At 47.2% G+C, this 25,362-nt stretch carries 22 protein-coding genes; 13 read left to right on the top strand and 9 right to left on the bottom strand.

The genetic code is table 11. The annotated features are described in order from the left end of the window. Nucleotides 1–5: 5 nt before the first annotated feature. A complete protein-coding gene (locus BM202_RS27605) occupies nt 6–902 on the bottom strand; it encodes a glycosyltransferase family protein (protein WP_093832310.1) in 897 nt (298 codons plus the stop codon). A gap of 481 nt (nt 903–1,383) precedes the next feature. Next, on the bottom strand, nt 1,384–1,722 hold the full coding sequence (locus BM202_RS27610) for a LytR/AlgR family response regulator transcription factor (protein ID WP_093832312.1): 339 nt from the start codon (nt 1,720–1,722) through the stop codon (nt 1,384–1,386). A gap of 260 nt (nt 1,723–1,982) precedes the next feature. Here BM202_RS27610 and BM202_RS27615 point away from each other — a divergent pair, with 260 nt between their 5' ends. The 5 genes from BM202_RS27615 to BM202_RS27635 all read left to right on the top strand — a co-directional run bounded on the left by BM202_RS27615 (nt 1,983) and on the right by BM202_RS27635 (nt 9,075). Further along, a complete protein-coding gene (locus BM202_RS27615) occupies nt 1,983–3,203 on the top strand; it encodes a hypothetical protein (RefSeq protein WP_093832314.1) in 1,221 nt (406 codons plus the stop codon). Nucleotides 3,204–3,511: 308 nt separating this feature from the next. Then, entirely contained in the window at nt 3,512–3,991 is a 480-nt protein-coding gene (locus tag BM202_RS27620; RefSeq protein ID WP_245776802.1) for a response regulator, read from the top strand. A 66-nt stretch (nt 3,992–4,057) separates the two neighbouring features. Continuing rightward, nucleotides 4,058–7,321, top strand: coding sequence for a right-handed parallel beta-helix repeat-containing protein (locus tag BM202_RS27625; RefSeq protein ID WP_093832318.1), 3,264 nt, complete (start codon nt 4,058–4,060; stop codon nt 7,319–7,321). Nucleotides 7,322–7,414: 93 nt separating this feature from the next. Further along, nucleotides 7,415–8,452 carry an acyltransferase family protein gene (locus BM202_RS27630; protein WP_093832320.1) on the top strand — a complete coding sequence of 346 codons (1,038 nt, stop codon included), beginning with the start codon at nt 7,415–7,417 and terminating at the stop codon, nt 8,450–8,452. Between the two features lie 281 nt (nt 8,453–8,733). Next, on the top strand, nt 8,734–9,075 hold the full coding sequence (locus BM202_RS27635; RefSeq protein WP_177236696.1) for a hypothetical protein: 342 nt from the start codon (nt 8,734–8,736) through the stop codon (nt 9,073–9,075). A 34-nt stretch (nt 9,076–9,109) separates the two neighbouring features. Here BM202_RS27635 and BM202_RS27640 read toward each other — a convergent pair whose 3' ends face one another. The 3 genes from BM202_RS27640 to BM202_RS27650 all read right to left on the bottom strand — a co-directional run bounded on the left by BM202_RS27640 (nt 9,110) and on the right by BM202_RS27650 (nt 11,874). Then, nucleotides 9,110–9,904, bottom strand: coding sequence for a LytR/AlgR family response regulator transcription factor (locus tag BM202_RS27640; protein WP_093832324.1), 795 nt, complete (start codon nt 9,902–9,904; stop codon nt 9,110–9,112). 21 nt (nt 9,905–9,925) lie between these two features. Continuing rightward, nucleotides 9,926–10,963, bottom strand: a complete 1,038-nt coding sequence (locus tag BM202_RS27645) for a sensor histidine kinase (RefSeq protein WP_093832326.1) — start codon at nt 10,961–10,963, stop codon at nt 9,926–9,928. Nucleotides 10,964–11,085: 122 nt separating this feature from the next. Next, the gene (locus BM202_RS27650) at nt 11,086–11,874 is read right to left on the bottom strand and encodes an MBL fold metallo-hydrolase (RefSeq protein WP_093832429.1); all 789 of its coding nucleotides are present in this window, start codon (nt 11,872–11,874) and stop codon (nt 11,086–11,088) included. A gap of 255 nt (nt 11,875–12,129) precedes the next feature. Here BM202_RS27650 and BM202_RS27655 point away from each other — a divergent pair, with 255 nt between their 5' ends. Together BM202_RS27655 and BM202_RS27660 are read left to right on the top strand one after the other, a co-directional pair. After that, on the top strand, nt 12,130–12,807 hold the full coding sequence (locus tag BM202_RS27655; RefSeq protein ID WP_093832328.1) for a YciE/YciF ferroxidase family protein: 678 nt from the start codon (nt 12,130–12,132) through the stop codon (nt 12,805–12,807). Between the two features lie 227 nt (nt 12,808–13,034). After that, complete coding sequence (locus BM202_RS27660) at nt 13,035–15,521, top strand: alpha/beta hydrolase family protein (RefSeq protein ID WP_093832330.1); 2,487 nt, start codon at nt 13,035–13,037, stop codon at nt 15,519–15,521. A gap of 92 nt (nt 15,522–15,613) precedes the next feature. Here BM202_RS27660 and BM202_RS27665 read toward each other — a convergent pair whose 3' ends face one another. The 4 genes from BM202_RS27665 to BM202_RS27675 all read right to left on the bottom strand — a co-directional run bounded on the left by BM202_RS27665 (nt 15,614) and on the right by BM202_RS27675 (nt 18,285). Next, the gene (locus tag BM202_RS27665; protein WP_093832332.1) at nt 15,614–16,750 is read right to left on the bottom strand and encodes a multinuclear nonheme iron-dependent oxidase; all 1,137 of its coding nucleotides are present in this window, start codon (nt 16,748–16,750) and stop codon (nt 15,614–15,616) included. 27 nt (nt 16,751–16,777) lie between these two features. Beyond that, nucleotides 16,778–16,930, bottom strand: coding sequence for a chryseobasin-related MNIO class RiPP peptide (locus tag BM202_RS37410; RefSeq protein ID WP_177236697.1), 153 nt, complete (start codon nt 16,928–16,930; stop codon nt 16,778–16,780). A 257-nt stretch (nt 16,931–17,187) separates the two neighbouring features. Then, nucleotides 17,188–17,469, bottom strand: coding sequence for a hypothetical protein (locus BM202_RS27670; protein WP_093832334.1), 282 nt, complete (start codon nt 17,467–17,469; stop codon nt 17,188–17,190). A 66-nt stretch (nt 17,470–17,535) separates the two neighbouring features. Further along, nucleotides 17,536–18,285, bottom strand: a complete 750-nt coding sequence (locus BM202_RS27675) for an SDR family oxidoreductase (RefSeq protein ID WP_093832336.1) — start codon at nt 18,283–18,285, stop codon at nt 17,536–17,538. Nucleotides 18,286–18,841: 556 nt separating this feature from the next. On the opposite strand from BM202_RS27675, the gene BM202_RS27680 reads away from it, so the two are divergent. The 6 genes from BM202_RS27680 (at nt 18,842) to BM202_RS27705 (ending at nt 25,323) form a co-directional block, all read left to right on the top strand. Then, nucleotides 18,842–19,927, top strand: a complete 1,086-nt coding sequence (locus BM202_RS27680) for a fasciclin domain-containing protein (RefSeq protein ID WP_093832338.1) — start codon at nt 18,842–18,844, stop codon at nt 19,925–19,927. A gap of 1,261 nt (nt 19,928–21,188) precedes the next feature. Then, nucleotides 21,189–21,530, top strand: a complete 342-nt coding sequence (locus tag BM202_RS27685) for a LytTR family DNA-binding domain-containing protein (RefSeq protein ID WP_177236698.1) — start codon at nt 21,189–21,191, stop codon at nt 21,528–21,530. A 362-nt stretch (nt 21,531–21,892) separates the two neighbouring features. Beyond that, nucleotides 21,893–22,327, top strand: coding sequence for a response regulator (locus tag BM202_RS27690; protein WP_177236699.1), 435 nt, complete (start codon nt 21,893–21,895; stop codon nt 22,325–22,327). Between the two features lie 106 nt (nt 22,328–22,433). Continuing rightward, entirely contained in the window at nt 22,434–23,114 is a 681-nt protein-coding gene (locus BM202_RS27695) for a response regulator transcription factor (RefSeq protein ID WP_093832344.1), read from the top strand. Beyond that, a complete protein-coding gene (locus tag BM202_RS27700) occupies nt 23,111–24,403 on the top strand; it encodes a sensor histidine kinase (RefSeq protein WP_093832346.1) in 1,293 nt (430 codons plus the stop codon). The genes BM202_RS27695 and BM202_RS27700 overlap by 4 nt, the downstream gene beginning before the upstream one ends. A 200-nt stretch (nt 24,404–24,603) precedes the next feature. Continuing rightward, nucleotides 24,604–25,323, top strand: coding sequence for a YqjF family protein (locus tag BM202_RS27705; protein ID WP_093832348.1), 720 nt, complete (start codon nt 24,604–24,606; stop codon nt 25,321–25,323). The last annotated feature ends 39 nt before the right edge of the window (nt 25,324–25,362 follow it).

A 25,362-nucleotide genomic window follows, 5' to 3' on the forward strand; every position in this document is an offset into this window, starting at 1 on the left:
GGGCGTTAGCGCATACCGGCTAACGTCTTAAACCGGTTATAAATCCGGGTAGGAATACTGTAGCGTTGTAAGGTCTTGCGGTGGTAATAATCCGTAGACTGAACTAAGGAAGGAAAATCAAAGACTCGCTGAGCGCCACTATCCAGTTGCGTTTTATAGCGATTAAAAATATTCGTGTGAGTGGCCTCTTCGCCGAACCCTATATTTTCAACTTTAGAGACGGTTGGGTAAACGGTAAGGCCATCTGCCTTGAAACGATTGTAACAGAACCGAATATCCCAGGCGTCGGCTCTACCTTCCATCTGATCACGTAGCATTCCAACCAGATCGGAACCACCCTGCATAAAGGCTTTCTGCTGGCGTCGGTCCCTGTCGAATTCAGGGTAATCGGTCATATCCCAGTCGATGGACGCCCAGCGGTCGGCCCAGGTAGCCCAGCCCCAGGGGCTATGACGCGGGATGAAATAGGCATCTGACGGGTAGTCAGATGGGCGTTCAAATGGAAACGTATAACCAGCTACCGAATAGACACGCTTACTTTCAGCGTATTTCACTAACCCCTGGTTCATGAAATCCAGGAAATTCGGGGACGTAATCAGATCATCCTCAACAATGATGGCTGAAGGGTGTTTTGCTAAAACAAGCGATATGCCCCGAATGACTGAATCAGCACAGCCAATATTTGTTTTGGCATAATCCCGATAGATGGTGCGAAAGCCGGAGAATTCATCCAGCAATTGATGGACTTCGGCAACTTTTGGCGCGTCTACCGGCTTTTTTGGCGCATCTACAAAAATGTACAGGTCGCTTTGCGAAGCCAGGTGGTTCGCCTTAAGCGCCTTCAGAGTTGCTTCTAATTCGACGGGACGTTTGTAAGCAAATAATATTACAGGTGCATTCATAACGTAAATAACTACAAGCCGTAGAACCAATAGTCAGTAATCATGTGATTAGAGAGCCTTCTATAATTGACTGTCAGAAGGGCATTTATATATAAAACTGAGCAGAAAGAACTTATTATTTATGATAGACTAATTGCAGCAATATGTCTACTTGTGCATAAACGCCAATTATGGCTTGTTTATCCATATATAGTATAAATGTAGAAGGCTAGTTTCCGAAGACAAAAAGCTACTGCCTCCTTAGTTATACACTCGTTTAACAAGAAAGCTTAATATGTAAAACAGGCTCCTTTTATAATCAATAATCTGTTTACAAAATGATTTCATACGTAACATATTTAGATAAGCAATAGGATGATAAATAGGATATTGTTAAGAAATTCCCGGTTAGAAATTAACTGCTCTTTCTGATTCCCAACGATTTATATTTGTACTGATTAGGCTCTGACAAAAAAGAGCCTAATCAGTTGCAGGGCTGCTGCTAACTTATGTCGGGTGGCATAAGTCTATTCGCCAGCATTATACTCGCATGCTTAAGTCGATTGCGCGATACGGGTATTACCCGATCATCAATTAGTCGAACCCATCCGGACCGACCATTTATGTACTCAAATTCCTGTACATACGTTGGATTGATGATGGCTGAACGATGAATGCGAAGGAAATTAAGGTGGTTCTCAAACCATTGAAGAGGTTGGGTAACGATTGAAAATGTACCGTTTCTGTAATGCACACGGGTATAATTAGCTTCGCCCTCCAGCCAAACAATGGTACTTATATCAACCGGTTGTGGGTGTCCAATTAAATGAATAGTATTCATATAGAGTTTGTTGGTAATTATTCGTCATACGTACGTAGCTCGTCTAGTTTCGGTTTGGGACTTCCCTGATTTAGTGAATGCATCAAAAATCATATTTACATAGGAGCGTTTTTTTTGGTCATTTTAAATCGGTTTAAGTGGCAAATTCGTACGTAATTTGGAATCACTTTTCTATTTTTCCTATAGACTAATTAGTAAGTACTGGATAACTTCGCTTTCCGTCGCCTTGTGCGTCCTATATAAACTTTAGAAAAATTGTAATGCCGATCCGTCAGCCCGAGCAAAGGACCATTTATGCCAGTGAATTTCTGGATAAGGTGTATAGCTTTACTATTGAGTCGACGCTGGAGCCCCAGGAACGTACTGGTCTATTGATACTTAGTGCGTCGGCGGGTTATCTGTTAACTACTTCATTTAATAAAGAACCTAAACGGGAGCAACTCTTCGAGCACAGTCGGCAAACGGATGGAAGCTGGCTCGCTAAAGGTCAGGTTACTGTAATTAGCACTGAGGAATCACCGGCTAGTGGCACAATCGTTATCCGGAATTCGCTTGCCGAAACAATCGTACTTCCCATCGAAGCAACATCAGAAGTCGTTAGTATGGCCAAACGGTCTACACTGACTGTTAGTGAATCGGCGCTCACGTTTTCTCAAACGGCTCCTGATAAACCCAGCTTTCGCATACTGACAATTGCGCAGCAGGCCAATGGGGTACCTTCACCCGTAACATTGACGACAGATGCCCCAGACCATTTTCAGCTGGCCTGTGATAGTCGACCTGTCTTTTCACCTACACTTACACTCACTCCCTCAGCTCAGGCTACTTATGTGCACGTACGTTATGCTGCCAGCGCAAGCGGATTTAGCCGAGGACAATTAACCATTCTGAGTGAATACGAAGAAAGAACGATAGCGCTGGAAGGGCATACTTCAGGCTTTCTGCCCGGCATTCGTGCGCTATCACCGGCCACGCTACGTCCTCTTGTCAGACCATCCGTACCCCAGCGGTTGCCGCTCATTTTGGCGCTGGTTATGTCGATCGGATTAGCTTATGCTGGCTATAGTAATCGGTGTCAACTTTTTCCAGCCCTGTGCAATGACAAAGCGATGAGCCCAATCAGGATTCCGGAAAAACTAGCCTCATCTACCCTGTCCAATGGGACTGAAGGTTCAGAAAAGCCTGTCCTTATACCTACAGAATTAGTTAAACCATCAACAGCCAAAGCGGTTGTATTGCCGGAGCACAAGCCCGCCAATCGTCCGGTTTTAAGCTCATTGACAAAGCCAGCCAGGCTCGGTAGAAAAAATAAAATAAATGCTGGAAAAGAAGGTGCTTATAGGAGTGAACCAATGGTCAGCGAAAAACCAACTAATCAAAATGCTGTCAATCAAATAGATAGGCGGGTCGGTCGTCGAGCTCCCCCTGTTTCAGCCTCAGAAGAAAGTGAGTTAGAACGAGCTCTTAACCAGAAACAATAACTAGCCATTTACCCAGTGAAGCACATCGGCTTTCTATCTGCGTCTTTCTTTATCTTACAACGCTGGGTCACCAAAGCGGTTTGTTTTTATTCGAAAAGCAGACGTTAGCCGGGTCCCGGTAAATTCCTGAAATGATCAATTCCTGATACGAATCGACTATTGCCAAAGCAGCCATGTACACTCATTAACGATACGGGTAGTCCGTGGGCAATGGCACCGGGAGCAGAATAACCCGATAGGATTCGTGCAACATATAATCTACCTCTCAATCAATAAGTACAACCAACTTCTTCTCAACATAAAAGTCAATGACAAAGATCGCCACACCAAGACGCCGAAAGCAACGCCAGATACCGATTATGGTTGTTGAAGATAATGCGGATCAATGGCTCATTATCCGTTCCGCGCTGACGCAGTGTTTTCCAGAAGTGAATCCTGTTTGGGTAAATAATACGGCCCAGATGATAACGTATCTGGAAACCAATGCACAGGATGCCAGCAAATGCCCGAGATTGATTTTAGCCGATCTGTACTTACCCCGCCGGGAAGATGGCTGGGCCTTACTGGACTTTATTGGCAAGTATAATTTCGAACGAAAGCCACAGGTCATCATCCTGAGTGCCTCTCAGGACAGCGAAGACATTGCCAAATCCTATACATATAACATTGCTTCCTACATTGTTAAGCCGGGTACCTACCACCAATGGCTGAACTGCTTTTATACCTTCCGGCGCTACTGGTGGGAAGTCGTTTCGCTGCCGCTGATTAGCCAAAATTCTGATTTATAATTACGCGTTCAAGTGAGTAACCGAGTCGTACTACGTTGGAGTCTTACACTATATGTGTTACTCACGATGTATTCAGTAAACGTTGCCCAAACAACGTATTATGTTGCCAGCACAGGCAATGACAGCAGCGATGGCCGGTCAACGGCCAGACCGCTACAAAGCCTGGACAAAGTTAATAGTTTGTCGTTACAGCCGGGGGACGCTGTTCTGTTCCGCCGGGGTGATACCTTCCGGGGAACGCTAAAAATCCGGCAATCTGGTTCATCAAGCCAGGCCATTGTTTATGATGCCTATGACAATGGACCAAAACCTACCCTGGCTGGCTCGGTGGCCGTTACTACCTGGTCGAACATGGGGGGCAATATTTGGCAGGCTACTTGTTCAGCCTGTGGCAGCAGTGTCACAGGGCTCTATGACAAGGCTGTCTCCTTACCTTTGGGACGTTACCCCAATCCTGATGCACCTAATAAGGGAACGCTCACGATTTCGTCTCATACCGAAAAATACCAACTGGTTAGTCAGGATCATTTATCCCGGAACTGGCAGGGGGCCGAGGTAGTCATGGTGCCAACGGCCTGGATCATCGACCGGGCCATTGTGAGTGAACAGAACGGCGACGTCCTGAACTTGCTGAATACATCAACATATTATCTTAAAGATGGCTCTCCTTTTTTCTTCCAGAATCATCCCGCTACCCTGGATCGTAATGGCGAATGGTCGTATGAGCCAGCCACTAAACGGTTTCAGCTTTACGATGATACCGGCAATCTTACCAGGCAGACACTAACAGCCACTGTTCTGGATCGTGCGGTAGATATGGCTAACGTCTCCAACATTAAGTTGGCCAACCTGAATTTGAGTCAAACACTCCATACCAGCCTCTATGCGACGAACGTGTCGAACGTGGCTATGAGCAAGCTCGACATAACCGATGCCGGTGAAGATGGTATTATGATTGACGGGTTTGGCAGGAACCTGTCTCTGACCAATAGTACCCTCCTCGACATTAATAATAATGCCATACAAATTACGGGTTATGACTCCGTCAGTTTACGGTCAAATGCCATTCGTCATATTGGAGCGGTAGCCGGGCGAGGCAAAAGCGGAGATGGTACGTATAACGGGCTGCAATTGAGATCTAATTCGAACGTACTGGTTGCCAACAACGTGATCGATAGCATTGGTTACACGGGCATTACGTTCGGCAGTCAGGCCACCATCCGGCAGAATGTCATCTCTAATTACTGCATTTGTAAAATTGACGGCGGAGGAATTTACGGCTGGAACGGCGATAGGTCGGCCATGTCGGATGTACATATCCTCTCTAACATTATCTACACCAGTCCTAACGTACGGGGCAACTATTTTGCGGCAGACTACTCCATCGGTATCTTTCTGGATGATTGTGTGGAGAACGTATCCATACAAAATAACACAATATTCGGCAACACCCAGTGGGGCGCCTTTCTCCACGGAGCAACGGGCATCACCTTCACCGATAATACGCTGTTCGATAATTCGGCTGCGCAACTGGTGGTGTATCATAATGGAGGAGTTTGCCCAATCCGAAACGATGTGATCAAGCGGAATGTCTTTGTTAGCAAATTGGCTTCCCAGTTAGCAGGCCAGTATGAATCCAATGCGGATGATTTACTGCAATACGGTGTGATCGATTCTAACTATTATGCCCGCCCGTTCAATGACACCAATTTAATCTGGGGTAGTATTAACTCCTATCAGGCAGGGGCTTATTCACTTACCGGATGGCAACGTTTTTCCGGCCAGGATCTTCATTCCCGCAGTAGCCCCATTACGTATCAACCGTATAAAAACGAGGGGTCTGGTGGTACCACTCGCTTCGCCAGTAGTTTCGACACGGGCAGCGATGGCTGGTCCTTACTCTATAGCCGGTACAATAATGGGGTGGTCACTCAGGATAACAGCAGCCAACTGGATGCAGGAGCGCTCCGTATCGGTTTTGCGAGTCCATCGGGCCAAACCAATTCCTATATGCAGGCTGGTCGATACGTTGGTGACCTACGGGTCGGCAAAGCCTACGTCCTCCGGTTTGATGCGGTGGCAGCTGGTGCCGTATCGGTGCTGGTGTATCTACGACAAAATGGGCCGCCTTTTCAAGAGTATGACAGGCGCTATACCCTGCAACTGAGTCCAACCCGTACCAGCTACGAGTTGCCCTTCACGGTGTCAGGCAGTGGGCTGGATGCTGTTGTTTTGCTACAGCTTGACGGGGAAGGCCCTACCTGCTGGCTCGACAATGTTCGTTTTCAGGAAGATGTACCTATCCAAAATAATCCGGATGACTTTATCAAATTGTTTTATAACCCGACCCTAAAAGATAGTCTTATTACGTTATCGAGTGCCTATCGGGATGTGAAAAACCAGGTTTATACTCAGTCCTTTGTCCTTAGGCCCTTTACCTCAGTAGTTCTATTTAAAGATACGCTGCCCGTATCCCAGGCTGATCTGAGTCTTTCGCTACTCGCTGCGAAACGGGTGGTAGAGGTTAATGAATCCCTCGCGATCCGGCTTCGGGTCAGCAATCAAAGTAATACTCAGGCGGCCCTGGCCCGATGGACATATCGATTGCCAGCGAATCTGCAGTTCATTGATACAAACGGGCAAGTTTATCGCGATAACGTTATGACGGGAACGGTACACCAGCTGCCCCCGCTGGCCGACACTACCTTTACGATACTGGTCAGGCCAACAGCGGCCGGGCTGTTCCGAACAGCAGCTCAACTAACAACGGCTACCTCGCCCGACCCTGATAGTACGCCCAATTCGGGTACGGCCGATGGAGAAGACGACGCAGGATCAGTCGATTTTCGTGTATCTGGACCAGGGACACCTGTATTTGAGTCGCCCAATCCGAACCAGCGGTTACTTCCCGGCGTGGTGTCCAATCAGCCGACACCGATCCCCAACCAGGCCGACCTTAGTTTGCGAATGGACGTGACCAATCGAGTCCCCGCTGTGGGCGAGATTATTACGTTCACGATTTATGTGAGTAATGCAGGTGGACAGACGGCGGATAGGGTTCATCTGGAAAACCAGCTACCCGATGGTTTTGAGTTGGTAAAAGCAACCGGCTGGACAGCGAACGGGCGGTTACTCACCATTACATTGACTAACATTACCGCCAATAATACCGTGAGTCTGCCCATTCAGGCGCGCTTGATCACACCGGGTCACTGGATCGATCGAGCCCAGGTCAGCGAAACAACCATTGATGATCCCGATTCGATACCGGGCAATGGCTTTGCCAATGGCGAAGACGACCAGGCACAGATTGATCTTCGGAGTAAATAACGGGTTATATAATCCTTCAAAGAAGCCACTGGAAACCTGGTTAAGCCTGGTACGTGCGCTAGTAAACATTTGCAACCTACAGTAAACTACATTATGGTGAAACCTCGCCAAACCTCAATTGATTATATGAAAGGTGGGCTTGTTATTGGTATGGTCCTGGCTCATGCGCTGCAACTGTTAAGCAAACCCACCGGCCTATTCTGGCTATTTTCAACCACCATTAATCTGATTACTTTTTCGGGGTTTTTCTTCTGCTTCGGCTACGTTTTCTTTCTCTCTTATCTGACCAAACCGTTTGCTGACGTAAAAACGAAAATGGCTAAAACCGCCATCAAGTCATTATTTGCGTATTATCTGTCAGGATTCTCAGCTTATCTATTGCTTAGTCCCCGCTTTCTGGGAAAGCCTTACCCGATTACCCTTGATGAAATCCTGCAATTGATTACGTTTAGTAAAGTAGCCTGGTTTTCGGAGTTCCTGCTCACGTTTTTTTTAATTACCGGTCTGGTATTGGTTTTCTTTAAGGGGTTTAGACAATTGGCACATTCCCCCATGACTACGCTCTGTTTGGGGCTGGTCTGTTTGCTAACGGCCTATTTGCTGCCGACTGATTTGATCGTACCCCAGCCAATGGCACTGCTCATTGGTACTAAAAATTATTTTATTTTCCCGGTTGTCCAATACCTGCCTATTTTCCTGATCGGCATTTACTTCTCGAACTATGAAGTAGGTTGGAATCGGACAGTTCTGGCTCTATCCCTGTTTGCCACTGGGTTGTTGGTAAGTTATTATGTTTCGCATCAGGCTATGCCCGCCGAGTTTTTGCCCTCTGTGTATTGGCTGGTCGGTTCATACGGCATCCTCTATGGATACTACGTAGCGGCAAAATGGCTGGAGCATCGACCTAACCCCCTAAACTGGCTCCTGTCCATTGGCAGAAATACCTTATTTTACCTGCTTGTGAGCAACTTTATTCTTTTCGCGCTGAGTAATCACATCCAGACTAAGCCTGAGATAGCCTTCCTGATAGGGGCAATTACGTTACTGATAATTACCTTCTTATTCAGCTTACTGACTCAATCGCCCAAGACACATAGTGAGACTCAAGTCAGGAGTGTTCCAATTCTTTAATATAAGTGACTTGGGAGACACGGGAGCTTCTGCCCGAATGGAAACACTCGACTGAAGAGGAGAAGTTCTGTCCGGTCCACTAGCTGATCTTAAATCCCCATACACTACCGAGGGCACCGATGGTGTTAATCGTATTACGTTTCCACTCCAACAACGCTCACCGATTACTCAATCTTGTATCGGTTTAATGGCGTCTGTATTGTATTCTTGCCTCGCTTTTCGCCTTTCCTGATCAGTAACCTCAAAAATGCCACATGGATACTACCCTCAACTCTATACATATGAAGAATGTAAGGGTTGGTAACCACCCCTTTATGGATCAGTCTCTCATCGCTAAAATCAACTCAGCCAACGTAGCGCTTCAGCAGTTGCAACCCATCAATGGGCCTACTGCTTTGATCGTGAGCTACGTACAAATCAAAACATTCTGTCTGGACTTGTTGCAAGCCAATCCAGATAACCCGTCTTTCATTCAGGCTTTCGATATGCTGAATGAAGCAAATTGGAAAATAGCGAGTCCCATGCTGGATTTCTACGAAAGCAAACGAGTGAAGTCTTACCAGGAGGCTTTCAGTCAACTCAAAGCGACAACACAGGCAGCGGTGACGGTACTGACTCAATAAGTATCTTCTATTCTCTATCGGCTGCGAACGGGTCTCATTTTCCCATCCATTCCTTAAAGGGCGTCAGCTTTTCCCGGCTGACAATGACCTCTTTATCGATCGCTGGTTTGAGTTTCAGGGCCAGTCGGTTGCCGAGATAAGTTTGAATGTGATCGACGCTGTTGATGGCTACCAGAAATGAACGGCTCACCCGAAAAAACTGATTGGGGTCCAGCATATCTTCCAGTTCATCCAGGCTGTAATCGATCACCATCTTTTTGCCGTCAATAGTCCTGAACTGGTTCATGCGGTTATCGGTGAAGAAGTAGGCAATCTGGTGGGTGTCTATCGACATCAGCTTGTTGGCGTACTGGACCAGAAACCGTTGCCGGTATTCTTTCGGATGAAGCTGTTTCTGGAGATCTTTTACCAGGTTTCCGATCGTCAGCGACGTTTCGGCCCCCGTTGGCTGATAACGGGCTTTCAGGCTATGGAATTTATCGAAGGATGCCCGTAGTTCGTCCTTCTGAACGGGTTTGAGCAGGTAGTCGATGCTGTTGACTTTGAAGGCCTTAATGGCATATTCGTCATAAGACGTCGTGAATATGACCATGACGTTCACAGTAATTTCCTCAAAGATCTGGAAGCTTTGTCCGTCGGCGAGTTCGATATCCATCAGAATCAGGTCGGGGGCAGCGGGCTGTCCCGACCCATTGGCGCGAAGCCAGGCTACGGTTTCCCGAACGCTGCAGGTGACGCCAACGACGGTCGCTGATGGGTCAACAATGGCCACGGTTTTGATGAGCTTTTTAGCCGCCATGTCTTCATCTTCAACAATCAGAATGTTCATAGTGAGGAATTGATAAAAGCCTTACAAATAAGCGCCCGGACTTCCGGCTGTCATAAGCGGAATCGTTACGGCAAATTCGTTCCCTGTCTCCCGAACCAGAATGTCGCGTTGCTTGAGCAGTCGGAATTTTGTAGCAATGTTGAGCAAGCCAATTTGCGTGGACGGTATATGCTGAGGTCTCTTTTGCAGATTATTCTTAACCGTAAGCAGGCCATCTGGCTGCGTCCTGATTTCTACGATCAGCGGCTGTGTTTTTTCTATTACGTTATGCTTAACGGCATTTTCGATGAGTAGCTGCAAGGTCAAAGACGGCAGCAGATACGTTTCGTAATGCGGCTCGATTGCCAGTTTTAACTGCAGACTATCGCCGTATCGGGTCTTGAGTAAGTGAAAATAGGAGCGGATAAACTGAAGTTCCGTCGTTAAACTGGTTAGTTCGTGCTCATTGGTACGTAGCAGGTAGCGATAAACTTTGCAGAGTTCGTCCAGAAATTCCTCGGCCTTATCGGCATCGTCGCCAATGAGGTAGGACAACGTATTGAGGCTATTGAACAAAAAATGGGGATTGACCTGCTGTTTCAGGCTGTCCAGCTGCGTTTGCAGATTTTCTTTTTTTAGCGCTTCCGCTTCCTTCTCGGATTTAATAAGCCGGTCGAAATAGTACACCGCTTCCTGAGCCCCTACAATCAGGACGCTGGTCAGCAGCGCACCCGGTATCGAATTGACGTAAGCCGAAACGGGGTAGGGGGTGTGAAAATCGAGGCTATCGACGACGATCATATCCAGCCAGTCGATCAGAATAGACGATACCCAGCAGACCAGCAGTATTAGTAGTATGCGCTTTCGGGTCTGAGAAAGGTGCGGATACCAGTGCCGAAACTTTCCCATAATCCAGCGGTTTGTTTCCCAGGTAAGCGCCGTTAATAACAGAAACTCAATGAAGTACTTGAGGGTATCCAGGCCAATCGGTTTAACGAAGACCTGGTAGGAATATAGATCGAGTAGCAGCAGCAGGCTGATGCCGCTAATGCGAATCCACCGATCATTAACCTCGTTCAAGTGATGTCTTGTTTAGGGTTACTTCTTGTATACCAAAGATATACGTAGCACCCCCAACCACACAAGGTCATTGGGCTGACTTGTCTAAAAGTAAGGCTGAACTGCGTGAGATACGGGTTCAATTATACCGTGGCAACGGCTCTTTCTGCGCTAATCCTGTAAACCGGCGTTTCCTGGTGGCGGGACGCGACAACGATTTCGGTCTGATCGGAGCAGGGAGCAAACATAGCCCTGATCAAATCCGGGCAATTATTGTCTTTCGATAAATGAGAAAGCAACACATGACTCATAAAGGAAGGACGATGCGTGATGAACATATCCAGCGCCTGCTGATTGGAAAGATGGCCTTTTCCACCCCGAATACGCTGCTTGAGGAAATAAGGATATCGACCTTTTTCCAACAACTCATCATCATAATTGGCCTCCAGAAAGGCCGCGTGACATTGGCTGAAATGCTGAATAACATGTTCGCAGGGAGCGCCAATATCCGTAAACACGCCCACTTTGGTGCCCTGAAAATCAATCAAAAAGCTGTGTGGGTCGCTGGCATCGTGAAATTTAGGAAAAGCGGTAACGGATAGCTCACCAATCCAGACCGGTTCATAGGCCTGAAACGAGCGAATTGGAAAGGAGGCCCGGGGTAAGCGGGTATTCTGCAGCGTTTTGCTGGTAATGAAAACGGGCAGTTTGTACTTGACGGCTAGTTGGGTAATGCCACTGATATGATCGCTGTGTTCGTGTGAAACGAAAATAGCTTTCACCGTTTGAAGCGATAGACCCAGGCGCTGCATGCGCATTTCGGTTTGCCGGCAGGAGAGGCCAGCGTCGATCAAAACCGCTTCCCGCTCATTGCCAATGTAATAGCAGTTGCCGTTGCTGCCTGAATTCAGTGAGGTAATAAACACGTGCATATGAGTACAAAGAAACGGTTTTTTAGGCAATGTTTTCAGTGGTTCATGGGTCGAACTGGCGATATTCTGAGCCTGCATCTCTCTCGGCTTTTGGGTTATTGTGGGGATGGGTGAGGAATACTCTACAAAATCTGTGGAAAAGCATATACACTACGTAGTGGCGAAAGTCTGTAAGTGACAGGCTATCAGGATATGGCATGATTTTGGCCTAAAAGTGGATATAATTCAACGTTAAACCTTAAACCAACAAGTGACATGGCTTCTTTAGGAAATCAAATCGCCAATTTTTTCAGTGGTAATGACGATGACACCCGGGAAGGGCTGCACGGCCTTTTTGTCAATGAATTACAGGGGATATACTATGCTGAGAAACAGGCAGTTGACGCACTTGGCGAGCAAGCCGATGCTGCCACAACAGATGAGGTAAGAAATGCATTTTTGCAACATCAGGAAGAAACCCGCCTACAGGTCAGCCGCCTTGAGAGTGTGTTCCAGAGTGTAGGTGTTGATGCCGACGAAAAAACATGCGCGGCTATTGACGGACTGGTGGATGATGCCCAGCAAGTTGTATCCGACACAGAGTCTGGTTCACTGACGCGGGATGCCGGGCTGATTATTGCCGGACAGAAAATTGAACACCATGAAATTGCCGCATATGGATCGGTTGTAACGCTGGCGAATGTGCTGGGCTACACCGATGCTGCCCGCCTGTTGCAACAGACACTTGACGAAGAAAAAAACACGGATAGAAAGCTGACTCAACTCGCTGAATCGTTCATTAATCAGCGGGCGGCATCGGAAGATGATAATACGTCGTCTGGTTCCAATCAGTACAGTGATAATGTAGTCAATCCAGATGGTACCCGCTATGGCAATACGAGCTATGGCGCTGACAGTGATGCTACATTATTAGGTGGCTCACGGGTGGTGTAAGGCAACCAGTAACATACATAATAGCAAAAGCGGCATCCCAACTTTGGGGTGCCGCTTTTTTAGCCTAAATAGTTGTTGGTAAACGGCTGATAAATAGCCAAAAATAGCAATTGATTTACCTAGGCATTGGCGATTTTGCAGAATAAAATTTTGTAAAATGAGGTCAATGCCAGTGTGTTAGTTGTATTTTCCCGTATCTTTACGGCCCTGAAACAATCGCTCAGTATATGCTTCACAACCTAACAACTATTCGCCAAAGCCGATGGATTTTGCTAATCTCCTGGCTTGCATTTTCGGTCGCCAGTAACGCCCAGGATGTCCCGACCTACCAAACTCCGCCGAAAGCGCTGGCCGATTTGGTTACTATGCCCCCAACGCCAACCGTCAGAATGTCGTCAAAGGGAGATATGATGCTCATTATCGAACAGCCCACCGTAACAACCATCGATGAACTTTCGCAACCCGAACTTAAACTGGCAGGGTTGCGCCTGAATCCGGCGAACAATGGGCCAAGTCGAGTCTTTTATATAACTGGCCTTAAGCTGAAAAATCTAACCGATAAAGAAGCGAAACCTATTGCGGGCTTACCGGCGAAGCCCCAGCTTAGCTTCATTCAATGGTCGCCTGATCAAACCAAGGTTGCGTTCGCTAACTCGACCGACACCCAAATCGAATTCTATATTGTCGAAGTGGCGACCGCCACCGCCAAAAAAGTTGGCTCACTGGCACTCAACGCTACGTTAGGGGCTCCTTTTCAGTGGTTACCCGACAGCAAAGCCCTGATTGTCAAGGCTGTTCCAGCCGGTCGGGGGCCCGCTCCCCAATTGAGTCGTGTTCCCGCCGGACCAACGACGCAGGAAAACGTAAAAGGATCACGCGGCCAGGCACCCACGTTTCAGGATCTGCTCAAAAATCCCGTTGATGAGCAGCAATTCGCTTACTACACCACGGCTCAGGTCGTTCGGATGGGGCTCGACGGTGTGGCAACCAACATCGGTCCGGCGGGTATTATTCTCTCGGCCGAGCCGTCGCCCGATGGTCAGTACGTTATGATCGAGACGGTTCATACGCCGTTTTCTTACCTGGTGCCCGTTCGTCGGTTTCCGATTAAGACGGAAGTCTACGCAGTTGGTGGATCGCTGGTGAAAACCCTGAACGACAGTCCATTGCAGGAAAGTGTGCCTTACAGCCGGGATGGTGTAGCCACAGGTCCACGGGATTTCAACTGGCGGGCCGACACCCCGGCTTCGATCTATTACACCGTAGCCCAGGACAATGGCGACCCAAAAACCAAAGCTGATATTCGCGATAAAGTATTCCTGATCGATGCACCATTCTCGGCCCAGCCCAAAGAAATCTACGCGGCTCAGTTTCGTTTCGAAACCTTCGATTGGGGGAATGAGTCGATGGCACTGGCTACCGAACGCTGGTGGCAGAACCGGAAAACGATCACCAAAACCGTTAATCCTACCAACTGGCAAACGGCTACGCTCTTCGACCGTTCCTACGAAGATCGTTATACTAACCCTGGTCAGCCTGATACCAAGCATAATCAGTATGGTCGCGAGGTGCTGAATCTATTGCCCAACAATGAAATCCTGATGGTAAATGGACAGGGTTCATCTCCCGAAGGTGACCGGCCATTTGTGAGCCTGCTGAACCTGAAAACCAAGCAGACACGTGAACTCTGGCGGTCGACAGCGCCCCTTTTCGAGCGCCCCATTGCTGTGTTGGACGCAGCCAAACAGGTCATTCTGACGACACAGGAAACAACCGAGGAGAGCCCTAACTATTTCGTTCGCAATCTTAAAGCACGTATCGCTCCGGTTCAGGTGACCTTTTTTCCTCATCCATATCCGCAGTTAAAGGGTATTCAGAAAAAACAGCTTCGCTACAAACGTACCGATGGGGTTGAGTTGACGGCTATGCTTTATTTACCGGCTGGCTACAAGAAAGAGCAGGGACCCCTGCCAACATTCCTGTGGGCTTATCCCGCCGAATTCAAAAGTAAAGATGCGGCCAGTCAGATATCCGGATCACCCTATCAGTTTGGCTGGAACAGGCCCTTTTGGGGTGCTGCGGCTTTTGTTACAATGGGATATGCCATTCTGGACAATGCCAGCATCCCCATCGTGGGCGAAGGCGATAAAGAGCCAAACGATACGTATGTTGAGCAATTGGTGTCGAGCGCTAAAGCAGCCATTGACGAGGGTGTTCGATTAGGTGTAGTGGATTCGAGTCGTGTCGGCGTAGGCGGGCACTCATACGGAGCCTTCATGACTGCCAACTTATTGACACACAGTAAGCTGTTCAAAGGCGGCATTGCCCGTAGTGGTGCTTATAATCGGACGTTGACGCCGTTCGGATTTCAGAATGAACAACGTAGCTACTGGCAGGCACCAGACGTGTACAACAACATGTCGCCGTTTATGAATGCCGATAAAATGAAGACGCCATTGTTATTGGTTCACGGTGAGGCCGACAACAATACTGGTACATTCCCGATCCAGTCGGAACGTTACTACAACGCGCTCAAAGGATTCGGTGCTACAACACGTCTGGTTTTCATGCCGTACGAAAGCCATCACTACGATGCCAAAGAATCCCTACTGCACATGCTGTGGGAAATGAACGGCTGGCTGGATAAATACGTAAAAAACCCAACGGCGGCCGGACAGGCCAATAAAGCCGGGAAATTAGGTAGTGGTAAGTAGGCTCATATTAATGAGCTAGCTTCGCAATAGTAAAAGCAATCGCCCGGTAGTTGAATTTTTTCAACTACCGGGCGATTGTCATTTGTCAGAATTCAATTAAACCCATTCCGCCACTTTTGGGCGATCGCTAAGGCTGTTTCCAACATAGCGGGTTCCCACTGTTCGATGGCCCAGTCTGAGTTCGCTAAACTTGATGTAGCCAGCAAAGTCTGTGCCTGTCGAGTATCGATTGCGGTTTCCAGAATAGTAGCCAGCGTCCGTTGCTGGGCAAAAAGGAATGTATCTTCTACAGGAACAGACGGGTTTGCTGATGAGTTTGCGGGCAGAAACGTATTGGTCTCGCGTACCGACAATGTTTGATTAGCTGCCTGCACCAGTTGGTCCATCCGCCTGAAATCGTCCTGAAAGAAATGACGTTCCTGTTCCGTCGCCAGGGCGGGGCCCAACTGCTCCAGTACTACATATCTGAGGTTCGGGCAGCGATTAATTGCTTGCTCCAGCCACGCAAACACCTCGGCGGGAACGGAGTCGTCGTGCGTATCGCGCCGGATGATACGTTCCGGTTCGATAGTCGAGGTGCTCCAACTGCCTCCCGAAATGTGAATTTCCCGCACCCGGTCGAGTGGGTACAGGTCCAGTAAATCAGCTCCGCTCATGCCAAAATTCTGACTCTGACAATAGAGATTATGCAGATCCAGAATAAGGAAGCCATTGATCGGCTCAAGTAACCGATTGAGAAAGTCACTCTGTCGTTTTACCTCGTCGACCGAGTAGGCAAAGGCCAGATTTTCCAACCCAACCGGGCAGCCACAGGCATCCTGTATTCGTCGCAACCGATCCTGACCGATGGCCAGTGTCGACGCGTTTAGTGGAATACTTAGCGGAGCGCCTTTATGAAAGTCAGCGCCCGTCATGAAGCCAAAATGCTCCGTAATGTGATTGAACTGATAGGTAGACGCGAGATCTTTTAACTGATCTAGCCAGGCTTGCTGATCGGGCGTCCACTGGCCTCTAAACAGCGAAAAAAACACACCATGACCAATCAAACAGCCCGCATCACTGAACGTAGTAAGCAGTTCGGTAAACCAGTCGGGCGACTGACGATGCTGGTAAAGTGTATCGAACGACCACTCAATCGCCTGCACACTCCCGGCCTCGAAAAGGGGCAAACAGGCCGACAGGAGATTGGTGTCTAAGTTGCAGGCCAGTGTAGATCGAATGGGCGTCATTGGCACGTAGTATGAACGTAGAAATTACTAGCCTAAACCACAGCCTGGGCAGTCATAAGGTATTTGCTGTTTGGTGTCATCTTTTTTGGGATCGATGACCTTGCCTTTGTCACAGGAGCTGAGTGTAGTTACTGCAACGGCTACCGCAATAGTTTGTAGAAGGGCTTTGGAGAGTTTCATAAGCTGGTTCTGGGCATAAAGGACGTTTTCTGGCTTATAGATTCTTTGGGTAAGAAAAGGGTTGGAAGGGCCTTTTATTTTTTAGGCAAAGTCGATCGATAAAGCCGCTAATAGGCAGTATATAAGCCGTTTAACCCGCTATTGTTACGTTAATTTGTTGGCAAAATAAAAGCGATACACAAACCACCCTGGGCAGTTACGTGTATCGCTATATAATCGTATAATCGGGATTAGTACGTATCAACCGATTTAGGCTACTAATAATCTTCGTCGCTCAAAGCAGGGTCGGGTTCGGTGCCGTCGTTATTGCCGAGGGAATCCCCATTGCCGTAGTTGGTGCGGTCGGGCTCCATGTTCGGACTCCCCGAATCATTGCCCATGCCATCCGGACCGCTGTCTACATCGCCGACCAGATCCGTTGGATTATAGTCTTCGTTGAGCATGATGCTCTCGTCCGGGGTTTGAGCGGGACCGCCTGTGTCGGGTCGAAATGTCTGCGACTGCTCGTTCAGCATCGCATCCTGATTTACATTTTCCATAAAAGAGCTTGTCTGTAAGGGCTTGATTACCTCATAAACCGACGAAGCCCAGTTGATGTTTGCGCGTTAAACGTAAATCATTTTTCGGGTCATACCCCCGTCGACCACAAAATTCTGACCGGTAATAAAACTGTTCTCCGGGGCAATCAGAAACAGGATCATGCGGGCAATATCATCTGCCTGACCCACCCGGCCCGCCGGATGCTGGCTATGATCTTCGGGCCGCAGTTCGTCGGATTTGGCCTTGGCTTTTTTCTTCAGGGCCGATACGTCGATCCAGCCGGGACTGATGGCATTAACCCGAACGTCAGGACCTAAACTGACTGCCAGTGAGTGCGTTAACGCCAGAAGGCCGCCTTTGCTGGCTGAGTAGGCAAACGTATCGGGCTCGGACTGAAATGCCCGGGTAGAGCATATGTTGATGATACACCCTTTTTGCATGGCCAGGTAAGGAGCCGTGTGTTTGGCGCATAAAAATGGTCCGGTTAAGTTGGTGCTGATCACGCGATTCCACTCATCGAGCATGAATTTGTCGAGCGATTTTTCGATCATGATGGCCGCATTATTGATCAACGCGTCAATTTGGCCGAAATGGGCCATTGTTTGTTCGACGGCCTTGCGAACGTTGACCTCACTCGATACATCGCAGGAGACGAATAGAATCTGGGCGGCAGATGCCTTGAAGGATTCGCGGAGTTCGGTAAGCGCGTCGGTGTCGGCTTCCCAGATAGCCACGCGGTACCCATGTGTCAATAAATACTGCGTTGTAACGCGGCCAATACCCTGGCCACCTCCCGTAATGATAGCTGTTTTCATACCAGTTGGACTATTAGTCTACCAACGAACAAACTACACAGATTGGTAACACAACCTGACGCAGAATAGCTAAGTAAGCTATATCCTTATTGAACGGGACAACGTAGCACAGGCTGTGTAGGCGGCCTACGAAGCAAGTTGAAAACAAGTACCAATAAACCGCCGGTAACTTTGGCTCACCAACCCGTAGGGGTCGGCAATAAGGAGATATTGGATGGGCAACGTGAGCTGTCATGCACACAAAAGCCGCAGGGGTTAGTGAGTTTAGTATGGGCCGTTCAATCATATTTGGCCGTCCAGTTAGACGGTTTTTTTTACGCAGTTATTCTCGAAAGCCAATTGTAATATGCCCTTTTCTGGCTAAAATTCGACTCTATTTCAACAGAATTGCCTCCTGAGTAGCTAATAACGTTGACGCCAGTGAGCCGCTCCCGGTAAATAATATACGGGCAACATTCTTTTTTATAAGCCGTTCTTGCTTTCACTACCTCTCGTCTGCGGGTCATACCAGCGGACAGGAATCTATTCTTTTTTTATAAAACATGTAGCTCAACGTATGAAGACTCAACCCATTTTTGTAGCCCTCCGGCAACTATTACTCGTTCTATTCGTCGGTTCAGCTCCTTTTTTTATCGGTTGTACCAGTAGTCCAGATCCTCAGCCAGCTCCCGTTGTAACGCCACCGGGTTCTGGTACAACGACCACACCTGGATCGGGTACCACCACAACCCCCGGTTCTGGTACGACCACCACACCAGGAACGGGTACAACAACGCCGGGTACAACCGTCATTGGGGCCGTTGATTATATCAAGCAAAAAAGTAATCTGACTTTTCTGAGCGCGGCTATCGCGCAGGCAGGGCTAGCGACTGATGTGAACAAAGGCGGACTAACTATTTTTGCGCCGTCTGATGACGCCTTCAAGGCCGCTGGTTACGCCAGTGTGGCCGCGGTGAGTGCCGCTCCGGCTGCCGACCTGAAGCGAATTCTTCAATATCACGTAGTAGGCTCGGTTATTGACCTCTCCGCTTTCCCGACAAACGTCAATACGTCCTACCAGACAACCTTGACTGACAGCCGGGTAACGGTCTACAAAGTCAGCAATACCGATGTTAGCATCAACGGGGCTAAGATTGTTGAAGGTAACATCGCCACGACAAATACTGTAGTGCACATTATCAATCAGGTGCTGATGCCACCAACACTCGGTGCCTCAGATTTAATCCAGAAGAATACGGATCTGTCGTTGTTTGCAGCCGCTGTTACACGGGCGGGCTCTACGGTGCAAACGTTACTAAGCCAGAACTCACAGGATGGTATCACCGTATTTGCACCAAACAATGCCGCCTTTAAAGCCGCTGGCTATGCGGATGCTGCAGCCATTCAGGCTGCCGATCCAAAGGTACTCGCTGATTTGCTGTCTTACCATGTTTTGAACTACCGTGCCTTTTCGCAGACGTTCCAGAATGGGGCCGAGGTAGTAACGGCTCAGGGTACCAGCGTTCGGTTTACGGTTAGTGGAGGCAAATTGACCATCATTGGCAAAGGCAATGGTACCAATGCGGCTAACCTTGTGCAAGCGGATCAGGTCGCCAATAATGGTGTCGTTCATGTTATTGACCGCGTGTTATTGCCTAAATAGCACTAGTTAAAGAGAGGTAGTAAAAAGGGTAGTCAACAAGCGTTGACTACCCTTTTTATTTAGTAGGGACAATTAAATGATCAGCTGTATTTTGATGTATTACTATTCTGTTTCGATCGGCTCTATCCGTTAAGGTAGCAATGAATAAAAAATTCTCACTTTTACTTATAATAATAGTATTGTCATCTTACTTTGACCGAGCACTATTGATTTAGATCGAGTTTGATAATACTTAGTAATAAGCTATTTAAATGAAAAATTTAATAAACCAGAGCTACAGCAATACTATTTCATAGGTGTCCAGAAAATCCCTCAATTGTGTGGCTAATATTGCTCAAACAAAAGGCCTGTCTATGTTAGATAAGACATGGCAACAGGCTCTTAACTCGATTTGGCAATTATTAATTGACAGGCCAAAAAAATTATTATTTGATGTACAATTTGCTTTTTACAGGAGACAATATTGCCACTGGTACTAATAAATAGTGCTTTAAAAAACAGAAAAAATTAGAGCCTGTTGGGGAATTATGTTCGTGCTAATGGCTTAATACGTTGCAGCATAATCTGAATATTGACTAAAAATAATCAGCCAGCCGAAGAGGATAGGGTGTATCCATAGTCTTTGACAATTCGGCAGAAGTAAAATTTAATTGATTCTCGGAAAAAATATTCTGTGTGAGAAAGTTTTTTTGTTAGCTGGCGAAAAAACCTGATACTATTTTTGATACATCTGTCGACAGGAGGGTAAATTAACGTACTGCTGAAAGAATGAAAAATCACTTACTAGTAAACTAAATGATCTGCCTGTAAGGTAAAGATTGATTCATAAATTAAATTAATTGACTTTTGTCTTGATTCTTCAGAATTTCTTTAGAATTGACCTATATATTTGTTCAGTTTATACAACTCTTCTCACCATCATTACAATTTTTAATGTGAAGTCTTCAGAATAAAACAGGGTTTTATTCTGAAGACTTCCTCTATATTATTTTAAACACAATTCCAGTTTTTAATACGTACATGATGAAATCTTCCTCCAGCTACGTATTAGCAACTCTTTCTGACGTTAGTTTGCTTTATTGAACTCCAATGCAGTGAAACTATTTATAGATTTTAAATCAAATAGTATACGCCCATATTGGTTGAACTTCAGAATGTCTTTAGAATTACTTAGTACGTTTGGTGAGGTAGTTTTGACTAAAACGGCCAGAAAGTAACCTTCTTGTCGTAATAGCTAAACTAAAACATGATAACTCAACACATGATAACTCAAGCAGAGGAGGGCGCCCAGCTATTGATTCCGGCCTACCGGCACATCCAGGATACGCAACTGATTACCCGGTTGGAAGGCAGGGGTAACTACACGGCCGTCTTCCTGAAAGATAAAACCTATCCATTGATCGTTAGTCGAACCTTGAAATTTTTTGAAGATCAACTCACGGATTTCATTCGAATCAACAAGTCGACGATGATCAATCCCAGGTATATCAATAAGGTGATCAAAGTAGATGCTAAAACCGTGTCTTTACTACTAAGCGATGGCGTACTGAAACTTACCTCGCGACGTCGGGTTGCTGACACATTAGCCCGGTTGGCCAATTAATTTCCTCATTTAGATGATCATGCAGTCTGGCCTTGATACGAAGACGGTGTATCAGGGCCAGACTGCATGCGCCCAAATCTTCTTATAGTTATAGGAACCCCCTGGGTACGTACGCGGCCCTCTTTTAGCAACCTGTGCCTCAATTCTCATCGATTTTGAAACCATCCGCGTTGTTGCCTATCCTCGGGGGGGGACATCGATTGTACATCTGCAGCCGCCGATGTAGGCGATTTGAAAACCAGTAGCGGTTTTTATGCTGACTTACATAAAGAAGGTCAAATCCGGAAAAGGCAAAAGATATGACAGTACGTAGTAGAGCTATTGGTCCGGGTAGAAAAACATGGTGTATCGTTAATTCATACATGAATCGAACCTTATTTATTCTGGTGGTTGAAGATAATCCTGATCATCAATTACTGATTGGCTATAGCTTACGGGCGAGTATACCTCAGGCAGAACCTGTTTTTGTGTCTATGGCCGAAGAGGCTATCAGGTATCTGGAGGAATGTGCCAGTGGGAAAAAGCCTTTTCCACGACTATGCCTACTTGGTATCGATCAGGCCCCGCCAGAATCGGCCTGGTATTTACTCAGGGAACTCAGGAAACGCTACCCTTGTTTGCCCGTTCTGGTTTTAAGTGAACAGGAAGATCCCGCTTGTATTCGGCAGGCCTATGAATCAGGCGCTCACTCTTTTCTGACCAAGCCTCATGATCTGGAAGGATGGGAAGTACAGTTTAAGTTGCTCTCAATCTATTGGCTGGGCGTTGTTAGATTGCCCGTTGCAGGACGTTGTTAAGCCAGTCGATAGTATGATTTAGGCTCTTGATCCGGGTAAGAGCGTTTTTCTTCAGAATCTATTCAGTTTTGCCGATTTATTTAGGGTGGTATACGCCTTGTACTTTATGAAAATACTGCTGATTGAAGACGAGCCTGATTTGCTGGTAACCATGCAGCAGTATCTGGAAAATGAAGACTACCTGGTGTCGACAGCCAGTACTTTTCACATGGCGTCGAAAAAAGTGAATGATTACATCTACGATTGTATTGTGGTGGACATTACACTCCCCGACGGCAATGGTATGTCCATTATAGAGCAGTTAAAAGAAGCGCATTCACAGGCCGGTATTATTATTATATCCGCTAAAAATTCGCTGGATGATAAGCTGAGTGGTCTAAATCTGGGTGCCGATGATTACTTGACCAAGCCGTTTTATCTGCCCGAATTGAATGCCCGAATCCGGTCGCTGATGCGCCGACGTCAGCATCTGGGTGAATCCCAGCTCGTATTCGGAGAAATTACCATGTTCCCAAATCGGAAAGAAGTGAAGGTGGCTAACCAGCCGGTTGATTTAACAGCCAAAGAATACGCCCTTCTGCTTTTTATGGTGACCAATAAAGACCGTTTATTATCAAAAGAGGTGATTGCCGAACACGTCTGGGGCGATTACATGGACAATGTCGATTCGCATGATTTCCTCTATACGCACGTTCGAAACCTTCGTAAAAAAATGCTGGCCTGTGGGTGCCCGGATTACATCAAGTCTCGCTATGGGGTTGGTTACGTGTTGACCGCTGACAAATGAAACTAGTCCAGAAAACTACCCGCTACATATTTCTGGCCCTACTGCCTATCGCTTTAGGGGGCGTTTTTTTACTGGATTACTTTATTCATCAAACCATCTCGGATGAGATCGATGAATTACTCCACAGGGAATACGAACAGGTAAAACTTAAACTACGCCAACATCCACCTGAAGCGACGACTTTGCGCAACTGGGATCATAATCTGCAGATTACAATTGCCACTACTCCCGGCAGCCTAAGTTCCCCCATTCTAGCCGACTCTACATTCGTAGACCCTCTCGATAATGAACTCGTGCGGGTTCGTAAGTTATTGGCTACGTATTCCGTGAAGCAACACCATTACGTGATTACGCTACATCAGCCCTATCTGGAGTTTGATGAGATTGCCCATATCTTATCAATGGGAATTATTATCTGTTTTTTAGCGCTGGTCAGTTTCTTGTTGCTTTTTGAGGCCGCCATTTTTCAGCGTATCTGGCGTCCTTTTTACGCGATTATCGACCAATTAAAGATGTACCGCATTGATCAGTCGGAATCTGTTACGTTCCCTGTCAGTGATGTAGACGAATTTGCCTTGTTAAGCCAGTCGCTTGAGAAGATGATCCGACGGGCGGGCTATCAATACCGCCAGCAGAAACAGTTTGCCGACAATGCTTCTCATGAAATGCAGACACCGCTGAGTATATTATCATTCGAGTTGGACCTGTTGCAGCAATCCAGTCAACTCACCGAAGCCGACTTGCATCGAATTCAGCGATCCCAGCACACCATTAAACGGCTGTCGTCCATGAATCAGTCACTTTTGCTGTTGACTAAAATTGATAATCAGCAATTTATCCAGAATGAATCGATAAATATCAGCGAGATCACGAATCAGTTGATAGAGAATTATGCTGATTATGCCGCTCATAAAGGGATGATCCTGAACCGAATCATTAAGGATGGTCCTTATCGACCTATGAATCGGCAACTGGCCTTTGTGCTTTTTTCGAACCTGATAAAAAATGCCATTCGCCACGGGAGTCCGAATACGTCAATTTTGATTCAGGTTACCAGTCACTCGTTTATCATTACTAATCAGGGCGATCCGCTTCCTTTTCCAGAGGAAGAAATTTTTCAGCGGTTTGTCCGGAACCAGGCCTTACCGCAATCAACGGGTCTAGGGTTAGCCCTTGTCAAAGAAATTGCTGATCAGTATGGAATGAGTGTGTATTATGCGTACGCTTCATCGATCCGTCGGCACATAGTGGAGGTCAAATTTGAGAACGAAAGTGAGCCGAAGAAATAAGCGTGGAGTGGTGAGAAATAGTAGGCCAGGCGGCTGCATTGATTCATGAACATGGCAGCTATAAGTCCTGAAGATACACGGATATGTGGTAGATCAACTATCCGTCGAACACGTCAACCATCACAACATTAGTACGTTGGTGCGCTTTCTGAACCATCCTAAGAAAGCCTTGTTAGCCTGTAAAGCCCTTGTTCTACTGGATGGCCACTACCTTTTTGACCGCCGAATGGCGAAACCTGATTTTTGCCAATTATATCGTGGATCGCCAGGTTTTGGAACCGCTGTTACCCTATGGTACAGAACTGGATGAGTTCAATGGAGTCTGCTACGGAAGTCTGGTTGGATTCTATTTTCAGCGCGTCAAGCTGTTCGGACATATCTCCGTACCATTTCATGGCGAATTTGAAGAGTTCAACCTACGATTTTATGTCCGGCGCAAAACTGAAACAGGCTGGAAACGGGGTGTTGTATTTGTCAAGGAAATAGTCCCTAAACTAGCTATCGCGCTGGTGGCTAAAAACTTATATGGCGAACCTTATGCCACCCATCCCATGCGTCACCGCTGGGAAGTCGATGGCCTAACCCAGCACATTGAATACGAATGGCAAGTTGGCGCGGACTGGAATCATATTCAGGTGAGTGCCGACCGGCTCGGTCACCCGCTGGTGGCTGAGAGCGAAGAAGCGTTTATTACCGAACATTACTGGGGGTATACCCGCCGACGCATCGACAGAACATCGGAGTATGAAGTCGTTCACCCGACCTGGACTATCTATCCGGTAACTAGCTACGATGTGCGCTGCGATGTGGCAACCCTGTATGGCAAGGCGTTTGCGCCATTTTTTGAACAGCCGCCCGTCTCGGTATTTCTGGCCGATGGGTCCGCTGTTACCATAAAATCAGGGGCAGCCATCCGGTAGCGTCTGCAATGACGTATCACTGGCTTATACTGAATAGAT

The organism is Spirosoma endophyticum (assembly GCF_900112365.1).
Classification (GTDB): domain Bacteria; phylum Bacteroidota; class Bacteroidia; order Cytophagales; family Spirosomataceae; genus Spirosoma; species Spirosoma endophyticum.